Below are 17,259 nucleotides of genomic sequence, written 5' to 3'. Positions count from 1 at the left end.
ATAGCGTGTTCTGCTGTTGGGGTAAAGATTGTCTTTAAGCTTGAGTAATTAGTTATGAAATTTAATCCGGTCGATCATCCACATCGTCGCTATAACCCGCTTACAGGCCAGTGGGTATTGGTCTCGCCGCACCGAGCGAAACGCCCTTGGAGCGGTCAAGATGAAAAGCCATCTGTTGATGTTTTGCCTAGTTATGAGCAAAGCTGCTTTTTGTGTCCTACTAACGATCGAATCTCTGGGGATGTGAATCCGGACTACAAGGGAACGTATGTATTCGGTAACGACTTTGCCGCTTTAATGACAGATACGCCAGCGGCGCCTGAATCTGACAACCCACTATTTAAAGCTCAAAGTGCTCGCGGCTTAAGTCGCGTGATTTGCTTTTCGCCAGATCACAGCAAAACCTTGCCAGAACTTTCTGTTAGCCAGATTGGCGAAGTGATTGATACTTGGAACGAACAAATTGAATCGTTGGGTAAAGAGTATCTATGGGTTCAGGTCTTCGAAAATAAAGGCGAAACGATGGGTTGCTCGCAGCCTCACCCCCATGGTCAAGTGTGGGCCAACAGCTTTTTGCCTAACGAAATCGAGCGTAAAGAAAAACACCTCAAAGCGTATTTTGAGCAGCGTGGATCCAACTTGCTGGTCGATTATGTGACCGCTGAGCTGCGTGATGGCAGTCGAATCGTTGTTGAAACCGAGCATTGGCTAGCCGTTGTGCCATATTGGGCCGCCTGGCCGTTTGAAACCATGCTGCTGCCAAAAAGTCATATTCGCCGCATGAGTGAGCTAAGCGATGCGCAGCGAGAAGACCTAGCGCTGGCCATAAAGAAACTGACTAGCCGCTACGACAACTTATTCCAGTGTTCATTTCCTTACTCAATGGGCTGGCATTACGCACCATTTTTCGAGCAAGGAACCAACATCGATCACTGGCAGCTACACGCCTTGTTTTATCCACCATTACTGCGCTCAGCAACAGTTCGAAAATTTATGGTGGGTTATGAAATGCTGGCCGAAACTCAGCGTGATTTGACCGCAGAGCAAGCAGCGCAGCGATTAAGAGATGTCAGTGATATCCATTATAAAGAACAAACATTAGATAAGTAATAGAGTAGCGAATATGTCCTCACTCATCCAAAATGTGAAAACCTGTTTCCAAAGTGTTTTTCAATATCCTGCGACTCACTGCATTCAAGCCCCAGGAAGAGTAAATTTAATTGGTGAACACACCGATTATAACGATGGTTTTGTATTACCTTGTGCGATCAATTATCAAACGGTCGTGGTAGCGAGCAAACGCAGTGATAACGTCGTGCGTGTGGTGTCGGTCGACTACGGCAATGAAGTGGATGAATTTGACATCAGCAAGGCAATCACGTTTAGCCAAGATAAAATGTGGTCCAACTACATTCGTGGTGTCGTCCAATGCCTATTGGAGCAAGGTTATGATATTCAAGGCCTTGACTTGGCCGTGAGTGGAAACGTGCCACAAGGGGCTGGGTTAAGTTCATCGGCAGCATTGGAAGTGGTTATTGGTCAAACGTTCAAGGTTTTGTTTGGATTAGAAATCAGCCAAGCCGAGATAGCGCTAATTGGCCAACGTGCGGAAAATGAATTTGTGGGCTGCAACTGCGGCATTATGGATCAGATGATATCAGCAGAAGGTCGCCAAGATCATGCCATGCTTTTGGATTGCCGTAGTCTCGAAACTCAGGCAGTGGCTATGCCGAACGATGTCTCGGTCGTCATCATTAACTCCAATAAACAACGTGGCTTGGTGGACAGCGAATACAATACCCGGCGCGAGCAATGTGAAGAGGCGGCTCGCGTGTTAGAGGTGCAGGCATTGCGTGATGCCACAGAAGAAATGCTGAATGCCAAACGCTCGGATATGACGGAGGTGGTATTCAAGCGTGCGCGCCACGTGATTACTGAAAATGCCCGCACATTAGAAGCTGCGAAAGCGTTAGCCAACGATGATATCGAGCAAATGGCGAAACTAATGGCGCAATCTCACGCTTCAATGCGTGATGATTTTGCCATCACGGTAAAAGAAATCGATAGCTTGGTTGAGATTGTGAAAGCAGTGGTCGGTGAAGAAGGTGGCGTTCGCATGACAGGTGGTGGTTTTGGTGGCTGCATCGTTGCGCTGGTACCACCTCGATTGGTCGATTTCGTAAAAGCGGCAGTTGAAGCGCAATATCAGTCATTAACTGGCTTAGAAGCGTCCATTTATGTTTGCCAAGCATCACAAGGTGCAGGCCTTATCAAATAAGGATTAACCATGAGCTTGATACTTGAGAAGTCAATGACACAAACTCTGGCTCACGACGGTGCGCCAGCCAAGGTGCTCACACTGAGCAGCGATGCGGGTCTGTCCATCGTCATTATGGATATTGGCGCAACTTGGTTGAGTTGTCAGTTGGATGTGGATGAAAGTGAAAAGCGTGAACTACTGCTTGGTGTCAGCAATATTGACGATTTTCAAAACCAAGAGTGCTATTTAGGGGCGACGATTGGGCGATATGCCAACCGTATTGAGCAGGGGCGTTTTCAGATTGGTGACAAAACCTATCAAGTGGATACCAATCAAGCAGGCAATTGCTTGCATGGTGGGCGTACAGGTTTTGATAAAAAACGTTGGACTCTTGTTGAGCAAACTAGAAATAAAGCGGTGCTTACATTGAGCTCACCGGATGGAGAGCAAGGCTTCCCAGGTAATCTTGCTGTATCGGTCACTTATCAAGTGACATCGGACAATACGGTTGATATTCGTTATCACGCCACAACCGACTCGCCGACTCCAGTTAATCTGACCAATCATGCCTATTTTAATTTAAGTGCGGGTGAAACGGATTGCCGAACGCATCAGGTACGAATTAATGCCGATCAGTACTTGCCCACCAATCAAAATGGGATACCCCTGGATAAACCTGTGTCAGTAGAAGGGACGGGGTTTGATTTTAGACAGAGCAAAACCTTGGCACAGGATTTCTTACTTGATGATCAACAAAACATCGCCAAAGGCTACGATCACAGCTTTGTTCTTAACCCCGTTTGTCGACAAGGTGAAGTGGCGGCGCAAGTAACCTCACCAGATGGAAAAGTACAACTGAGCGTCTTTACCGATAAACCTGCCATGCAACTTTACACCGGAAACTGGCTAGCGGGCACGCCGAATAGGCAGCAAGGCAAATATATTGATTACGCAGGTTTTGCGCTAGAAACACAATTTCTTCCCGACGCTCCGAATCACCCAGAGTGGCAACAGCCAAGTTGTATCTTAAAACCGGGTGAAGTGTACCAATTTTCGACGCAATATCAGTTTAAGACGCTTTAGTTAGTAGCTCGTCAATTAACACTCTATGGTGCGACTGAACACCGGCTAGATTTCCATATTTGGGGGCAAGCCGGTCGTCTTCGATAGGAAAGTGCCAGCCTAGAGTATGCTGAATAAATTGCTCGGCAAACAGCTCCGAGATTTCCAAACAGCCAGCAATCACAGTATCGACATAACTTTGCATGATAGGGATTAGCTGGCATGGAGGTTGATGATCTTCTCTGACGTAAACCCAAATCGGCGCGTTGTGATTGAATTCATGATCCGTTTCAATGTTTTCGGGCAACAATTGGATGCGATCGTAGCCACTTTCTCTTTCATCAAAGGATGGCAGTTCATTGTCATCAACCTCGATAAGCACGCCATTCACTTTACCGTGGCCTTGCGACACGATAAGGGGAGCCATAATGGTACTGTGCTGCAGTTTTCCCCAATGGCGCACCAGTCCATGGGCAAAGACAGGTATAGCAGTTCCGGTTTGTCCAGTTCGCTTTCTCGATTCTGAATTCATCAAGCTGCCATAACCAAATATATACATACTACTTTTTGCCTCTACCTTGCTCGTGAGTGATTGAATTGAGCTCTACTGTTATTAATATCAAAAACTGCCTAGCCTGGTCAAACTTCGACCAGGCTTATCTTTAGTGGCTTTCAGTATATTGCCAGACGGAAGAGATCAAATCTTCCTTCGCTTGAGGGGCGATAAAGCTTGCGTTAATGGCGTTGATGCTAAACTGGGCCAGCTCTTTTTTGCTTAGCTGGTGAGCATTAGCAACGGCGTTGAAGTTGTCATTCATATAGCCACCAAAATAGGCAGGGTCATCTGAGTTTATCGTGACACATAATCCCGCCCTGAGTAGTTCAGCGATATTGTGTTGCTCCATCGTTTCAAATACTTTCAGTTTGATATTGGAAAGCGGGCAAACGGTTAGCGGTACTTGCTGCTGGGCTAAGGTTTCAACTAAGTGGGGGTCGTCGGAGCATCTCACACCGTGGTCGATGCGTGAGGTCTTAAGTAGTTCAATGGCGTCCCAGATGTTTTGCGCTGAGCCTTCCTCTCCGGCATGGGCAACGGTGAGAAACCCTTCTTCAATGGCTTTTTCAAATACTCGAGCAAATTTTTCTGGTGGATGGCCTTGTTCAGAAGAGTCGAGCCCAACGGCGATGATCTTATCTTTAAATGGTATTGCTTGTTGTAAGGTTTGAAACGCTGAGGCTTCATCTAAGTGGCGCAAGAAGCACATGATGAGCTGACTGCTTATATTAAGTTCATGGTTGGCTTTGTCTAACGCTCGTGTAATACCATTAACTACGGTTTCAAAAGCAATACCACGCTCAGTATGGGTTTGCGGATCAAAGAAAATTTCGGTATGGACTACGTTGTCTTCCCGGCAACGCATCAGATACGCCCAAGTCAGGTCGAAAAAGTCTTGTTCATGAACCAATACATTGGCACCTTGATAATAAATATCTAGAAAAGATTGAAGGTTACTGAACTGATAGGCTTGTTTGACTTCTTCTGGTGAATTAAAGGGTATTTCAATGTGGTTGCGGTGGGCAAGTTCAAACATGAGTTCAGGTTCGAGGGAGCCTTCTATGTGAAGGTGAAGTTCTACTTTCGGCAGTTGTCTTACGAATTCATTCATGGCGTTATCCTAGCTTCTTATTTTTATATTGAGTAATTAAATAATAGACTGGATTTCGCTAGAGTCGTAAAGAACGAAATAAAAAAGGCTGGCATCAGCCAGCCGGTTTACATTAATTTTGACTCGTCATCAGTTATTACTGTGAAGCTCGCTATTTAGCTCTACGGCTGTTTTATTTGCAAGGCACTCAATTTGACCAGTTACTGAGTTACGGCGGAACAATAAATCTGATAGGCCAGCAAGATCGCGTGCTTTCACGACTTCGACCTCTTTGCCTTCTGAGTCAAGCATAAGAACTTTAGAGCCTGCTGTCACATATAAACCAGACTCAATCGTGCAACGATCGCCTAGCGGGAATCCAAGGCCGGCATTGGCTCCAAGCAGAGCATTTTCGCCGATAGAAACGATCACTTTACCGCCTCCAGAAAGTGTGCCCATAATGGAAGCGCCACCACCGATATCGGAACCATCACCAACCACAACACCAGCTGAAATGCGACCTTCTACCATGCTTACGCCGGTTGTTCCGGCGTTAAAGTTAATAAAGCCTTCATGCATTACTGTGGTGCCTTCACCAACATGAGCGCCAAGACGAACACGAGAAGTGTCAGCAATACGAACCCCATTGGGTACCACGTAGTCGGTCATTTTCGGGAATTTGTCCACGCAGTCGACAGAAAGTGTGCGGCCTTCTAAACGCGCTTCAATTTGGCGTTCAGCAAGTTCAGGAAGGTCAATAGGGCCTTCGTTCGTCCAAGCGATATTGTGCAATAGGCCAAAGATACCATCCAATACAGTACCGTGTGGCTTCACTAAACGGTTAGAAATAAGTTGCAGCTTGAGGAAGCCTTCAGCAACGCTTTCTGGTTTCGTATCGCTTTCTAGCAATACAAGAACTAAAGGTTGGGCTGAATTAGCCGCTTTGTTTGCAAATGAAGCGTTGGCATTATCTCCGTTTGCTTCAAAAGCAGAAGCGATAGCGCCACATTGAGATGGCGAAACTTCAATCACTTGGTTACCACTTACGTAATCACTCACTGAAGTGATTGCTTCAACCAGCGACTCACTTGGGTGTAAAACTGGGTTTGGAAAAAACGCTTCGATAACTTTTCCACCGCGGTTTTTTGTTGCTGTACCAAAGGCGAGAGAGAAAAAAGCCATAAAATGTGTCTCCTGGATTAATTGTGGCGGGTTTCGATTGGTTACCCATGAACGGATTTGTTACCCATCATAATGACTGATGTTGTCTGTTTAAAGAGCTGCGATTTATAAAGTCTGTCAAATGATATGTTTTGTCTTTTTAGCAATATATTTTCATTGTAAGAAATGACATGGATGTTCGTATTGGGTAGAAAGAAAAAAGCCCAAAGCTGGGCTTTGGGCTTATAAGACTTTACTTTAACAGATTGGACAATGAGCTTTTGCTTTATTTATTCCAACCTTACACCGTTGAGCAGGTGTTAAAGCGTCGATTACTTGCTTAGGTCTTCAGCGTGCTCAGATAGGAATGCAGCAACGCCTTTTGGAGATGCGTCCATACCTGCTTTACCTTCTTCCCATTGTGCTGGGCAAACTTCACCGTGAGTTTGGTGGAAGTTTAGAGCATCAACCATGCGTAGCATTTCGTCGATGTTACGGCCAAGCGGAAGATCGTTCACAACTTGGTGACGAACAAGACCTTCTTCATCAATTAGGAAAGAACCACGGAAAGCTACGCCAGCTTCTGGGTGCTCAACGTCGTACGCTTTGCAGATTTCGTGTTTAACGTCAGCAACAAGTGGGTACTTAACTTGACCGATACCGCCATCATCGATAGCAGTGTTACGCCATGCATTGTGAGAGAATTGAGAATCGATAGAAACGCCGATTACTTCTACGCCTTTTGCTTTGAAATCTTCGTAACGGTTGTCGAATGCAATTAGCTCAGATGGGCAAACGAACGTGAAGTCTAGTGGGTAGAAAAATACGACAGCTTTCTTACCTTTAGTGAATTCAGCGAAGTTGAAGTTATCAACGATTTCACCGTTACCTAGAACTGCCGCTGCAGTAAAGTCAGGGGCTTGACGACCTACTAGTACCATTTTTTGCTCCTAAAAAGTATGGTTAGTTCCAACCAATATTCAGATTGAATTTGGCTAGTCCGTATAAATTCGAGACAAACTATAGTACAGAATGTAGTATAGAAAAAAGCGAATTAAATAGATTAAGTTAATCGAAAAAAGCGATAATGAAAACTGTGCGGATTTGTACGGTATAACTTTGAAACTAAGCAGTGAAAATATGATTAAATGGCCAAGTTTAAAGCAATTACACTATTTAATAACCTTGCATGAAACGCGTCACTTTAGTGATGCAGCGCAGCGCTGCTTTGTGAGCCAATCAACATTAAGTAAGGGCATTCAAAATCTAGAGGAAATCATTGGATGTCCTTTGTACGAGAAAAAAGACAAAAAAAGCCCGCTGGTATTTACTCAAGCTGGTGAGCTTATCGTTCAGCAAGGCCGCGAGCTACTTGCCAAAGCCCAAGATTTGGTGGAGCTAGGCAATATGTGTAAGGGAGACAGTATGCAAGGTCAGCTAAGACTTGGCTGTATTCCTACCATTGCGCCTTTCTTGTTGGGAGATCTTGTCCAGCAAGTGAATCATCTTTTTCCCCAGTTAAACCTACTGCTCAAAGAAGACACCACCACTAATTTACTGACGGCGCTAAGACATGGTGAGCTTGATGTACTGATTCTTGCCTTGCCCGTCGATATTAGTGGTATGGAAAGTCGAATAGTGGGTCAAGACCCGTTTCGAATGGTGATCAGCCATGATCAAGCTAAGCGTATCTCCACGCCAATAAAATACGATGATCTGCCCGATGAATCGGTCTTCTTATTAGAAAAAGAACATTGTTTAACTGAGCATGCCGTTTCAGCTTGCCAACTGACAGAGAAACAAAAGATCAATCCATTTAGTGCAACCAGCTTGCATACTCTGGTGCAAATGGTGGCCAATGGGCTAGGTACAACCTTTATTCCACAAATGGCAATCAAACATGGCTTACTGGACAATCAAAATTTGCTCATCATTGATCCGCCTGGACAAAAAGCCTATCGAGATATTGGTTTGGTATGGCGGCCAAGTTCCTCTCGTGCAGACACTTTTAGTCGTTTAGCCGATATTGTTTCTGAACTGCTGTAGAGAGCGATGCTATTTATCCTGGTTTTCGACTAGTGAATTATTCTAGGCTAATGAAATTGAACAGCATTTTTTATTGTTAGTATTTTTTGACTTGTAAAATTTCACAAGTGTTAATTTTTTAACCTTTCATAGTTTTTAGAAAGTTAACACGGGCAATTTTACAGCCATATTGGTTTATTTATCTTCTTCTATTTTATCTGCAGGGTTTTATTCTAAAGGTACGCAAGCAAATCTACGGCCGACTTAGCCCTTCAATGATGGTAAATATCACTAAATGGATGCGATTTTATTTGTAATTTAATTACGTAATTTTCATTTCTTATTAGCTTGGAAGGGGTGAATTTTGCTAAACGGAAGAAAACTTTGAATTTCAACTTTTCGCTATCTTGTGCCTTTTATATATGCCAATGTTGATGTAGGTTAATTAATGCTAATTAGAGGCTTAGAATAATTATTTCCAGTAGTGCTGCGTGTTTTTATCCGCTATTCCTTTTACTACTTCTTTGCTCTGTATTGGTGATGTTTCTAGAACTTACGATTTTGATGTTTGTGGTTTTATAGTTACAAATGTAATTTTTGAGAATGTTTCTAAGGAAAATGATTATGCTGGCACATACCTCAGAGAAAGAGGCGTTATCTCACAATCAAATAGCGCTTCATGGTGAACTTACTCATGAACAAGCGGCAATATTGCCAGTGGAAGCGCAATCTTTTTTATCCAGTCTGTGCCAGTCCTTTGCTTCAAGGGTCGATGAACTGTTGGCAGCAAGAGAAGTGCGTCAACACCGAATTGATAGTGGTGAGCTACCTAACTTTTTACCGGAAACACAAGATATTCGCGAGGGCAGTTGGAAAATACTCGGAATACCCAATGACCTGAAAGACCGTCGGGTCGAAATTACCGGACCTACCGATCGGAAAATGGTCATCAACGCGCTTAATGCGAATGTGAAAGTATTCATGGCTGACTTTGAAGACTCCCTGTCCCCTGCGTGGGATAAAGTACTTGATGGGCAGGTTAACTTAAGAGATGCGGTTGCTGGAAACATTAGCTACACCAATCCGAGCAATGGCAAACAATATCAATTGTCTTCTGACCCTGCCGTACTTATTTGCCGTGTGAGAGGATTGCACCTCAAAGAAAAGCACGTGAGTTATCAAGACCATGCGATACCAGGTGCGCTGTTTGATTTTGCCGTTTATTTCTTTAATAACTACAAAGCGCTATTGGCCAAAGGAAGTGGTCCTTATTTCTATATCCCCAAATTGCAGTCTTATCATGAAGCCAAATGGTGGAGTGATGTTTTTCACTTTACCGAAACTTATTTTGGATTAGACACAGGTACGATTAAAGCCACGGCTCTCATCGAAACCCTGCCCGCCGTTTTTGAAATGGACGAAATACTGTTTTCATTAAAAGAGCACATTGTTGGGCTCAATTGCGGCCGCTGGGATTATATTTTTAGTTATATTAAAACGCTAAGAAACTATCCTGACCGAGTGCTGCCTGATCGTCAGGTTGTCACAATGGATAAGCCGTTTTTGAATGCCTATTCGAGGCTATTAGTTCGAACGTGTCATAGGCGTGGCGCATTTGCCATGGGGGGGATGGCTGCCTTTATCCCATCTAAAGATCCCGACATCAATCAACAAGTATTGGACAAAATCAATAAGGATAAATCCCTGGAAGCAAATAACGGCCATGATGGTACTTGGGTAGCGCACCCAGGTCTTGCTGACACGGCAAGGCAGGTTTTCGACACTGTATTGGGTGAGAGAAGTAATCAACTGGATATTTCGCGTGCGGAGGATACAGAGATTACTGCCGATGACTTATTGGCACCTTGCCAAGGTGAACGAACCGAGCAGGGAATGCGCCACAATATTCGTGTGGCCCTGCAATACATAGAAGCTTGGATATCTGGCAATGGCTGTGTCCCCATCTATGGAATGATGGAAGATGCCGCGACGGCGGAAATTTCTCGAGCATCAATATGGCAATGGATTAAGCATGGAAAAAGTTTGGATAACGGTGAGGTGGTGACCAAAGCGCTTTTCGTTCGTTATCTAGAGGAAGAAATAGAGGTGGTGAAATCCGAGCTTGGCAGCGAGCGCTTTGACTCCGGCAGGTTTACCGAAGCGGCGAAGCTAATGGAAGAATTAACCACTAGCCATGAGCTGAGCAATTTCTTAACCGTTCCTGGCTACGAATTTTTGGATTAACAAACAATATGAATTAGCACGCTACTACATCAAGGATAGTAAGGGTGACAAGGAAAGCAGAGGCGCAAGCCAACAACAGAATGAGGGAATGAACATGACACTAACTCGCCGTCAACAAATCGAAGCTTTAAAGAAAGATTGGGAATCTAATCCGCGCTGGAAACATGTAAAGCGCCCCTATACAGCAGAAGAAGTGGTTGAACTACGAGGTTCAATGGTGCCTGCAAATACTATCGCGCAGCGTGGTGCTGACAAGCTTTGGTCGTTGGTTAATGGCAGCGCCAAAAAAGGCTATGTCAACTGTTTAGGCGCTTTGACCGGTGGCCAAGCTGTGCAGCAAGCCAAAGCTGGCATCGAAGCGATTTATCTATCCGGTTGGCAAGTGGCGGCGGACAACAATACGGCATCCACCATGTATCCTGACCAATCACTCTATCCGGTCGATTCTGTCCCAGCGGTAGTGAAGAGAATCAACAACTCATTTCGTCGCGCGGATCAAATTCAATGGTCGGCAGGGAAAACCCCTGAAGACGAAGGTGGCATAGACTATTTCCTCCCCATTGTTGCAGATGCCGAAGCTGGCTTTGGTGGCGTCCTCAACGCTTATGAATTGATGAAAAACATGATTGATGCCGGGGCCGCAGGCGTGCACTTCGAAGACCAATTAGCGTCAGTGAAAAAGTGTGGCCATATGGGGGGGAAAGTGCTTGTTCCTACTCAAGAAGCGGTACAAAAACTGGTTGCCGCTCGTTTAGCGGCGGATGTGGCTGGCACTACAACGCTAGTGATAGCTCGAACCGATGCAAACGCTGCTGATCTGATGACCTCAGACTGCGATCCCTACGATAGGGACTTTATCCAAGGTGAACGGACCGCAGAAGGCTTCTTCAGAGTGAAAGCCGGAATTGATCAGGCGATTTCCCGAGGTCTGGCTTATGCTCCTTACGCGGATCTGATTTGGTGTGAAACGGCTAAGCCATGCTTAGATGAAGCACGCAAATTTGCTGAAGCGATCCATAAACAATACCCAGATCAATTGCTGGCCTATAACTGCTCGCCTTCGTTTAACTGGGAGAAAAACCTAGACTCACAAACCATCGCCAAGTTCCAGCAGGAGCTGTCTGACATGGGATATAAATATCAATTTATTACTCTGGCGGGCATTCATAACATGTGGTTTAACATGTTTGAACTGGCGCACTCATATGCGCAAGGTGAAGGTATGCGTCACTATGTTGAAAAAGTGCAGCGTCCCGAGTTTGAAGCGGCAGAGAAAGGTTATACCTTTGTCGCGCACCAACAAGAAGTGGGCACTGGCTATTTCGATAAAGTCACCAATACCATTCAAGGCGGCAACTCTTCGGTGACGGCATTGACCGGATCGACCGAAGAAGATCAATTCTAATCGTCTAACTATTCTATGCTGAGCGGCAGATGCCGCTCTTTTTTTTATTCTTGCAATATTCCCTAGTCGAAGGCAAGCGATGGGTCTATTTCTTCTGGCTCTACGTCTTCTTGAAGTTCAAGCAGGTTGATCGCAATTGAAACAAAGTCACTGTCGGTAATAATGCCAACCAGCTGTCCCTTATCGATAACAGGCAAGCAACCAATTTTGTGCTTTTGCATATATTTAGCGCTTTCTTTTAACCCCGCCCTTGGCTCAACACTCAAGACATTCGCGTGCATGATGTCGTTCAGAGGTGTGTTAAGCGTATACGCGTTATTGGTGGGTATCTTATGTAAGCTCGATTCCTGAGCTGACAAAACATCTCGCTGGGTAACAATGCCATACAGTTTGTTGTTGTCGTCCACCACGGGGATATGGCGAATGTCATACTTTTTCATGGCTTGTTTCGCGTCGAACAGGGAGTCAGAGCGTAGTAAAGTATGTGGGCTACGCGTCATCATGTCTTCTACTTTAATCATGCGGGCCTCCGGCTTCCTTGATTGCATGATCCTAATATAGAAAATTTTAGCAGCCAGAGTTGGGAGGCGCTTCCCTTTTTATTTACCCGGCCTGAGTTTTTATGGTCTTATTGCTGGTAAATTTATCTTTTCCGCACTGGTACTATTTCTGCCATTTTTTCGCTATCTGATGTCGTGCCTTAAGCCGACTTGGGCATATCTGCTTGCTATTGCGCGAGCTAAGCCTATACTAGTCCGCTGCGAAAATGTTCGCATTCAATGATGTTCACCAAGCAAGACTAGTACAATGCAAGTTTCAGATTTTCACTTTGACTTACCTGATGAGCTAATCGCTCGTTACCCACAGCCGGAGCGCAGTGCTAGCCGTCTGTTGCAGCTAAATGGAAATAGTGGCGAGGTTACAGATAGCACTTTTACCGATCTATTGGATCAAGTTCAACCTGGCGACTTGATGGTATTCAATAATACCCGAGTCATTCCAGCGCGTATGTTTGGCCGTAAAGCTTCAGGTGGCAAGCTGGAAGTACTCGTTGAGAGAATGCTTGATGAGCATACGATTCTAGCGCATGTTCGTTGCTCAAAATCACCCAAAGCGGGAAGCTTTATTTTTATCGGTGAAGACGATCAATATCAGGCCGAAATGGTTGCAAGACACGGCGCTCTGTTTGAGTTGAGATTTACCTCTGACAAAGCTGTGCTGGACATTCTCAATGACATTGGCCATATGCCGCTTCCACCTTATATTGATAGACCCGATGAAGACAGCGATAAAGAGCGCTATCAAACGGTTTACAATGAGAAACCCGGTGCCGTTGCTGCCCCTACTGCAGGCTTGCACTTTGATGATGACTTGCTAGACAAAATCAAAGCAAAAGGTGTTGAGCTCGCGTTTGTGACTTTGCATGTAGGAGCTGGGACATTCCAGCCCGTCAAAGTGGACGATGTCAATGATCATCAAATGCATGCAGAATACGTTGAAGTACCTGAAGAGGTAGTCAATGCGATTCACGCAACGAAACAGCGTGGCGGTCGAATCATCGCAGTAGGCACTACTTCAGTGCGTTCATTAGAGAGTGCCGCTCAATTTGCAAAGAATAAAGGCACAGAGCTAGCGCCTTTCTTTGGTGACACGGAAATTTTTATTTATCCGGGTTATGAGTATTTGTTGGTCGATTGCTTAGTGACCAATTTTCATTTACCAGAATCAACATTAATCATGTTAGTCAGCGCGTTTGCCGGTTTTGATAACGTGATGAGCGCTTATAAACATGCCGTTGAGAAGGAATATCGTTTCTTCAGCTATGGCGATGCCATGTTTATCAGCAAAAAAACAAGCAAATAATTTTAAGATGCGCTAACGAGCCAAAGCTTATTGGCGTAAGGGATCATACGTGTCAGATTGTTTCTCTGGCACACTGGAGGTTTCGTGAAAGTTAAATATGAACTAAAAAAGAAAACAGGTAATGCTCGTCGTGGTCAACTGACGTTTGAGCGTGGTACGGTTCAAACTCCGGCGTTTATGCCAGTTGGTACCTACGGTACGGTAAAAGGTATGACACCTGAGGAAGTGAAAGCAACAGGCGCTGAAATCTTGCTGGGCAACACCTTCCATTTGTGGCTTCGCCCTGGACAAGAAGTCATGAAGATGCATGGTGACTTGCACGACTTCATGAACTGGCAAGGTCCAATTTTAACTGATTCAGGAGGCTTCCAAGTCTTCAGCCTAGGTGACATCCGTAAAATCACCGAAGAGGGCGTGCATTTCCGTAATCCAGTTAATGGCGACAAAATTTTCATGGACGCAGAAAAGTCGATGGAAATTCAAAAAGATCTTGGTTCAGATGTGGTCATGATCTTTGACGAGTGTACCCCATATCCAGCGACTCATGATGAAGCGAAGAAATCGATGGAGATGTCGCTGCGTTGGGCTCAGCGTTCACGTGATCACTTTGACAAGCTTGAAAACGAAAATTCTCTGTTTGGTATTGTACAAGGCAGTGTCTATGAAGACTTGCGTGATGAGTCAGTCAAAGGGCTGACTGATATCGGCTTTGATGGCTATGCTGTTGGTGGCTTAGCGGTCGGAGAGCCTAAAGAGGACATGCATCGCATTCTAGAACACACTTGCCCACAACTGCCGGAAGACAAGCCACGTTACTTAATGGGCGTGGGTAAACCGGAAGACTTAGTGGAAGGCGTGCGCCGTGGTATCGATATGTTCGATTGTGTTATGCCAACTCGAAATGCTCGTAATGGTCACTTATTTGTAACTGGTGGTGTGATTAAGATTCGCAATGCGAAACATAAAACAGACACGACACCGCTTGATCCACATTGCGACTGCTATACGTGTAAAAATTATTCTAAGTCTTACTTGCATCACCTAGATCGTTGTAACGAAATATTAGGAGCCCGTTTAAATACGATTCATAATTTGCGTTACTATCAGCGCGTGATGGAAAGCATCCGCAAGGCCATTGATGAAGATCGTTTTGATGAGTTTGTTGCTGAATTCTACGCTCGTCGAAACAAAGAAGTACCGCCATTGGCAAAATAGAGACATTTACCGTATTCGAGTTACAAATATTGGCGCTTCGTCAATAGGCATAACTTGGTAAATAAGGTACTTTAAAACAAGAAACTTATACAAAAAGTAAGAGGATATTTTTAATGATCAGTCTAGCTCATGCAGCAGGCACACCACAGCAAGGTGGTGGTTTCGAAATGCTAATCATGTTGGCAATGTTTGCCGTCATTTTTTACTTCATGATTTACCGCCCGCAAGCAAAGCGTGCGAAAGAGCATAAGAGCTTGATGGCTTCGATGAGTAAAGGTGATGAGGTTCTTACTAGTGGTGGTTTGGTTGGTAAAATCACTAAGATCTCAGAAGAAAACGACTACATCTCTATCGAGTTAAATGCGAACAACGAAGTTGTAATAAAAAGGGACTTTGTGACTGCTGTACTACCAAAAGGCACAATTAAGTCACTGTAAAACCAATTACAAAAGCAACCTGAATCACTTCACCAACAGGTTGCTTTCGTACAACAGCTAAAGGATCTTGCTGTGTTAAACCGTTACCCACTATGGAAGTATTTGATGGTAATGCTAGTTATCATCGTCGGTGCGTTATACGCCCTTCCAAATATCTACGGTGAAGATCCAGCTATACAAGTAACAGGGGCGCGTGGCGCCTCTGTTGATTTGTCAACGTTGGACACTGTCACCAATATCTTAAAAAAAGATAATCTGCCTTATAAATCCATCGCCCTTGAAAGTGGCTCTGTATTGGTTCGATTTTCCAATACCGACGTTCAAATCAAAGCCCGTGATGCACTTGCAAAAAGTTTAGGCAATACACTCATTGTTGCTCTGAACCTAGCTCCTGCAACCCCTTCTTGGCTGGCTGATATTGGCGCTGCGCCAATGAAATTAGGCTTAGACCTACGTGGTGGTGTGCACTTCTTGATGGAAGTGGATATGGATGCCGCGCTACAAAAGTTAATTGGGCAGCAAATAGAATCATTTAGAGTCGAGCTAAGAGAAGATAAAATTCGTTACCGTGCTATTCGTCCGTATGACAAAGACATGGCCGAAATCGTGTTACGTAATGAAAGTCAACTTGAGAGCGCAAAAACCTTACTAGAGCAAAAGCATCCGGATATGTTGTTTAGCGACATGACTCGAGATGGAAAATTTGTGCTTCAAGCGCGTTTTACCGATGCACGCTTAAGAGAGGTGCAAAACTACGCGGTCAATCAAAATATTACCATTCTTCGTAACCGAGTAAACGAACTCGGGGTTGCAGAGCCACTGGTTCAGCGTCAAGGCGCTAATCGAATTGTGGTTGAATTACCTGGTGTGCAAGACACCGCTCGAGCTAAAGAGATTTTAGGCGCGACAGCAACACTCGAGTTTCATGAAGTGGACCAAAACGCTGATCGCGCAGCTGCAACCAATGGTTACGCTCCACCTGGTAGTGAAATTGTACCAGACAGAAATGGTCAGCCCGTCGTATTGAAAAAGCGGGTGATTTTGGGTGGTTCAAGCATTACCGATGCGTCTTCAAGTGCCGATGAATATGGTCGTCCCCAGGTCAATATCTCTCTTGATAGTGAAGGGGGAGCGAAAATGGCTGCCTTTTCGAAGAACAACATCGGTAAGTTAATGGCAACGGTATTTGCCGAGTACAAAGACAGCGGCAAGCGTACCCCAGATGGAAAAGTGATTCTGTCCAAACATGAAGAAGTCATTAACCAAGCCACCATTCAATCAGCGCTTGGCCGCAGCTTTAGGATCACGGGAATTGATTCTCCAGCTGAAGCGCATAACCTCGCTTTGTTACTTCGCGCGGGTGCCCTGATTGCACCTATTTCTATTGTTGAAGAGCGCACGATTGGCCCTTCAATGGGACAGCAAAATATCGACAAAGGCATTGCTGCATGTATTTGGGGTATGGTCGCTGTGATGCTGTTTACCCTTATTTACTATCGTGGATTTGGCCTGATAGCCAATACTGCATTGGCAGTGAATTTGGTGCTTATCATTGGTGTCATGTCCATGATTCCAGGTGCAACGATGACCTTGCCTGGCATAGCTGGCATTGTTCTAACCGTAGGTATGGCGGTAGATGCAAACGTATTGATATTTGAACGAATACGTGAAGAGCTGAGAGATGGGCGAAACCCCCAACAAGCCATTCACCAAGGTTATGCTAACGCTTTTAGTACCATAGCGGATGCAAACATCACGACCTTGATTACGGCCATTATTTTGTTTGCAGTGGGTACAGGGGCCATTAAAGGCTTTGCCGTGACGTTGTCCATCGGCATTTTGACCTCAATGTTTACTGCCATTATCGGAACGCGTTGTATCGTGAATCTGATTTATGGTGGTAAGCGCGTATCTAAATTGTCGATCTAGGGTAGGGAATAA

The 17,259-nt window shown here is 44.8% G+C and carries 15 protein-coding genes; 10 read left to right on the top strand and 5 right to left on the bottom strand.

Features of this window, described 5'->3' with window-relative positions; translation table 11 throughout:
• The first annotated feature begins 54 nt into the window (after positions 1–54).
• From M9194_RS08240 to galM, 3 genes are read left to right on the top strand one after another with little or no spacing between them, the layout of a single operon-like run.
• Positions 55–1,110 (top strand): UDP-glucose--hexose-1-phosphate uridylyltransferase, encoded by a 1,056-nt coding sequence (locus M9194_RS08240; protein WP_250612154.1) that lies wholly within the window; start codon positions 55–57, stop codon positions 1,108–1,110.
• Positions 1,111–1,123: 13 nt separating this feature from the next.
• Positions 1,124–2,278 carry a galactokinase gene (galK, locus tag M9194_RS08235; RefSeq protein WP_250612153.1) on the top strand — a complete coding sequence of 385 codons (1,155 nt, stop codon included), beginning with the start codon at positions 1,124–1,126 and terminating at the stop codon, positions 2,276–2,278.
• A 9-nt stretch (positions 2,279–2,287) separates the two neighbouring features.
• Positions 2,288–3,343: a galactose-1-epimerase gene (galM, locus tag M9194_RS08230; protein WP_250612152.1), complete on the top strand. Its 1,056-nt coding sequence runs from the start codon at positions 2,288–2,290 to the stop codon at positions 3,341–3,343.
• Here the strand turns inward: galM and M9194_RS08225 are convergent.
• From M9194_RS08225 to M9194_RS08210, 4 genes are all read right to left on the bottom strand, one after another.
• Positions 3,330–3,881: a gamma-glutamylcyclotransferase family protein gene (locus tag M9194_RS08225; RefSeq protein WP_250612151.1), complete on the bottom strand. Its 552-nt coding sequence runs from the start codon at positions 3,879–3,881 to the stop codon at positions 3,330–3,332. The genes galM and M9194_RS08225 overlap by 14 nt on opposite strands.
• Before the next feature lie 103 nt (positions 3,882–3,984).
• On the bottom strand, positions 3,985–4,989 hold the full coding sequence (locus M9194_RS08220; RefSeq protein ID WP_250612150.1) for an adenosine deaminase: 1,005 nt from the start codon (positions 4,987–4,989) through the stop codon (positions 3,985–3,987).
• Positions 4,990–5,118: 129 nt separating this feature from the next.
• Positions 5,119–6,150, bottom strand: a complete 1,032-nt coding sequence (gene dapD / locus M9194_RS08215; protein ID WP_250612149.1) for a 2,3,4,5-tetrahydropyridine-2,6-dicarboxylate N-succinyltransferase — start codon at positions 6,148–6,150, stop codon at positions 5,119–5,121.
• A 311-nt stretch (positions 6,151–6,461) separates the two neighbouring features.
• Positions 6,462–7,070, bottom strand: a complete 609-nt coding sequence (locus M9194_RS08210; RefSeq protein WP_250612148.1) for a peroxiredoxin C — start codon at positions 7,068–7,070, stop codon at positions 6,462–6,464.
• A gap of 199 nt (positions 7,071–7,269) precedes the next feature.
• On the opposite strand from M9194_RS08210, the gene M9194_RS08205 reads away from it, so the two are divergent.
• The 3 genes from M9194_RS08205 (at position 7,270) to aceA (ending at position 11,803) form a co-directional block, all read left to right on the top strand.
• A complete protein-coding gene (locus tag M9194_RS08205) occupies positions 7,270–8,175 on the top strand; it encodes a hydrogen peroxide-inducible genes activator (protein ID WP_250612147.1) in 906 nt (301 codons plus the stop codon).
• 603 nt (positions 8,176–8,778) lie between these two features.
• Entirely contained in the window at positions 8,779–10,398 is a 1,620-nt protein-coding gene (gene aceB / locus M9194_RS08200; protein WP_250612146.1) for a malate synthase A, read from the top strand.
• 94 nt (positions 10,399–10,492) lie between these two features.
• A complete protein-coding gene (aceA, locus tag M9194_RS08195) occupies positions 10,493–11,803 on the top strand; it encodes an isocitrate lyase (protein WP_250612145.1) in 1,311 nt (436 codons plus the stop codon).
• A gap of 62 nt (positions 11,804–11,865) precedes the next feature.
• Here the strand turns inward: aceA and M9194_RS08190 are convergent, their stop codons facing one another.
• Entirely contained in the window at positions 11,866–12,324 is a 459-nt protein-coding gene (locus tag M9194_RS08190) for a CBS domain-containing protein (RefSeq protein WP_250612144.1), read from the bottom strand.
• Positions 12,325–12,610: 286 nt separating this feature from the next.
• Here M9194_RS08190 and queA point away from each other — a divergent pair, with 286 nt between their 5' ends.
• From queA to secD, 4 genes are all read left to right on the top strand, one after another.
• Positions 12,611–13,666: a tRNA preQ1(34) S-adenosylmethionine ribosyltransferase-isomerase QueA gene (gene queA, locus M9194_RS08185; protein ID WP_250612143.1), complete on the top strand. Its 1,056-nt coding sequence runs from the start codon at positions 12,611–12,613 to the stop codon at positions 13,664–13,666.
• Positions 13,667–13,750: 84 nt separating this feature from the next.
• Entirely contained in the window at positions 13,751–14,881 is a 1,131-nt protein-coding gene (tgt, locus tag M9194_RS08180) for a tRNA guanosine(34) transglycosylase Tgt (RefSeq protein ID WP_250612142.1), read from the top strand.
• A 113-nt stretch (positions 14,882–14,994) separates the two neighbouring features.
• Complete coding sequence (gene yajC, locus M9194_RS08175; RefSeq protein ID WP_250612141.1) at positions 14,995–15,318, top strand: preprotein translocase subunit YajC; 324 nt, start codon at positions 14,995–14,997, stop codon at positions 15,316–15,318.
• A gap of 72 nt (positions 15,319–15,390) precedes the next feature.
• Entirely contained in the window at positions 15,391–17,247 is a 1,857-nt protein-coding gene (gene secD, locus M9194_RS08170) for a protein translocase subunit SecD (protein ID WP_348772038.1), read from the top strand.
• The last annotated feature ends 12 nt before the right edge of the window (positions 17,248–17,259 follow it).

It is taken from the genome of Vibrio sinus (assembly GCF_023634645.1).
GTDB classification, from domain to species: Bacteria; Pseudomonadota; Gammaproteobacteria; order Enterobacterales; family Vibrionaceae; genus Vibrio; species Vibrio sinus.
The sequence above is the reverse complement of the archived record's forward strand: the minus strand, read 5'-3'. Positions and strand labels throughout refer to the sequence as shown.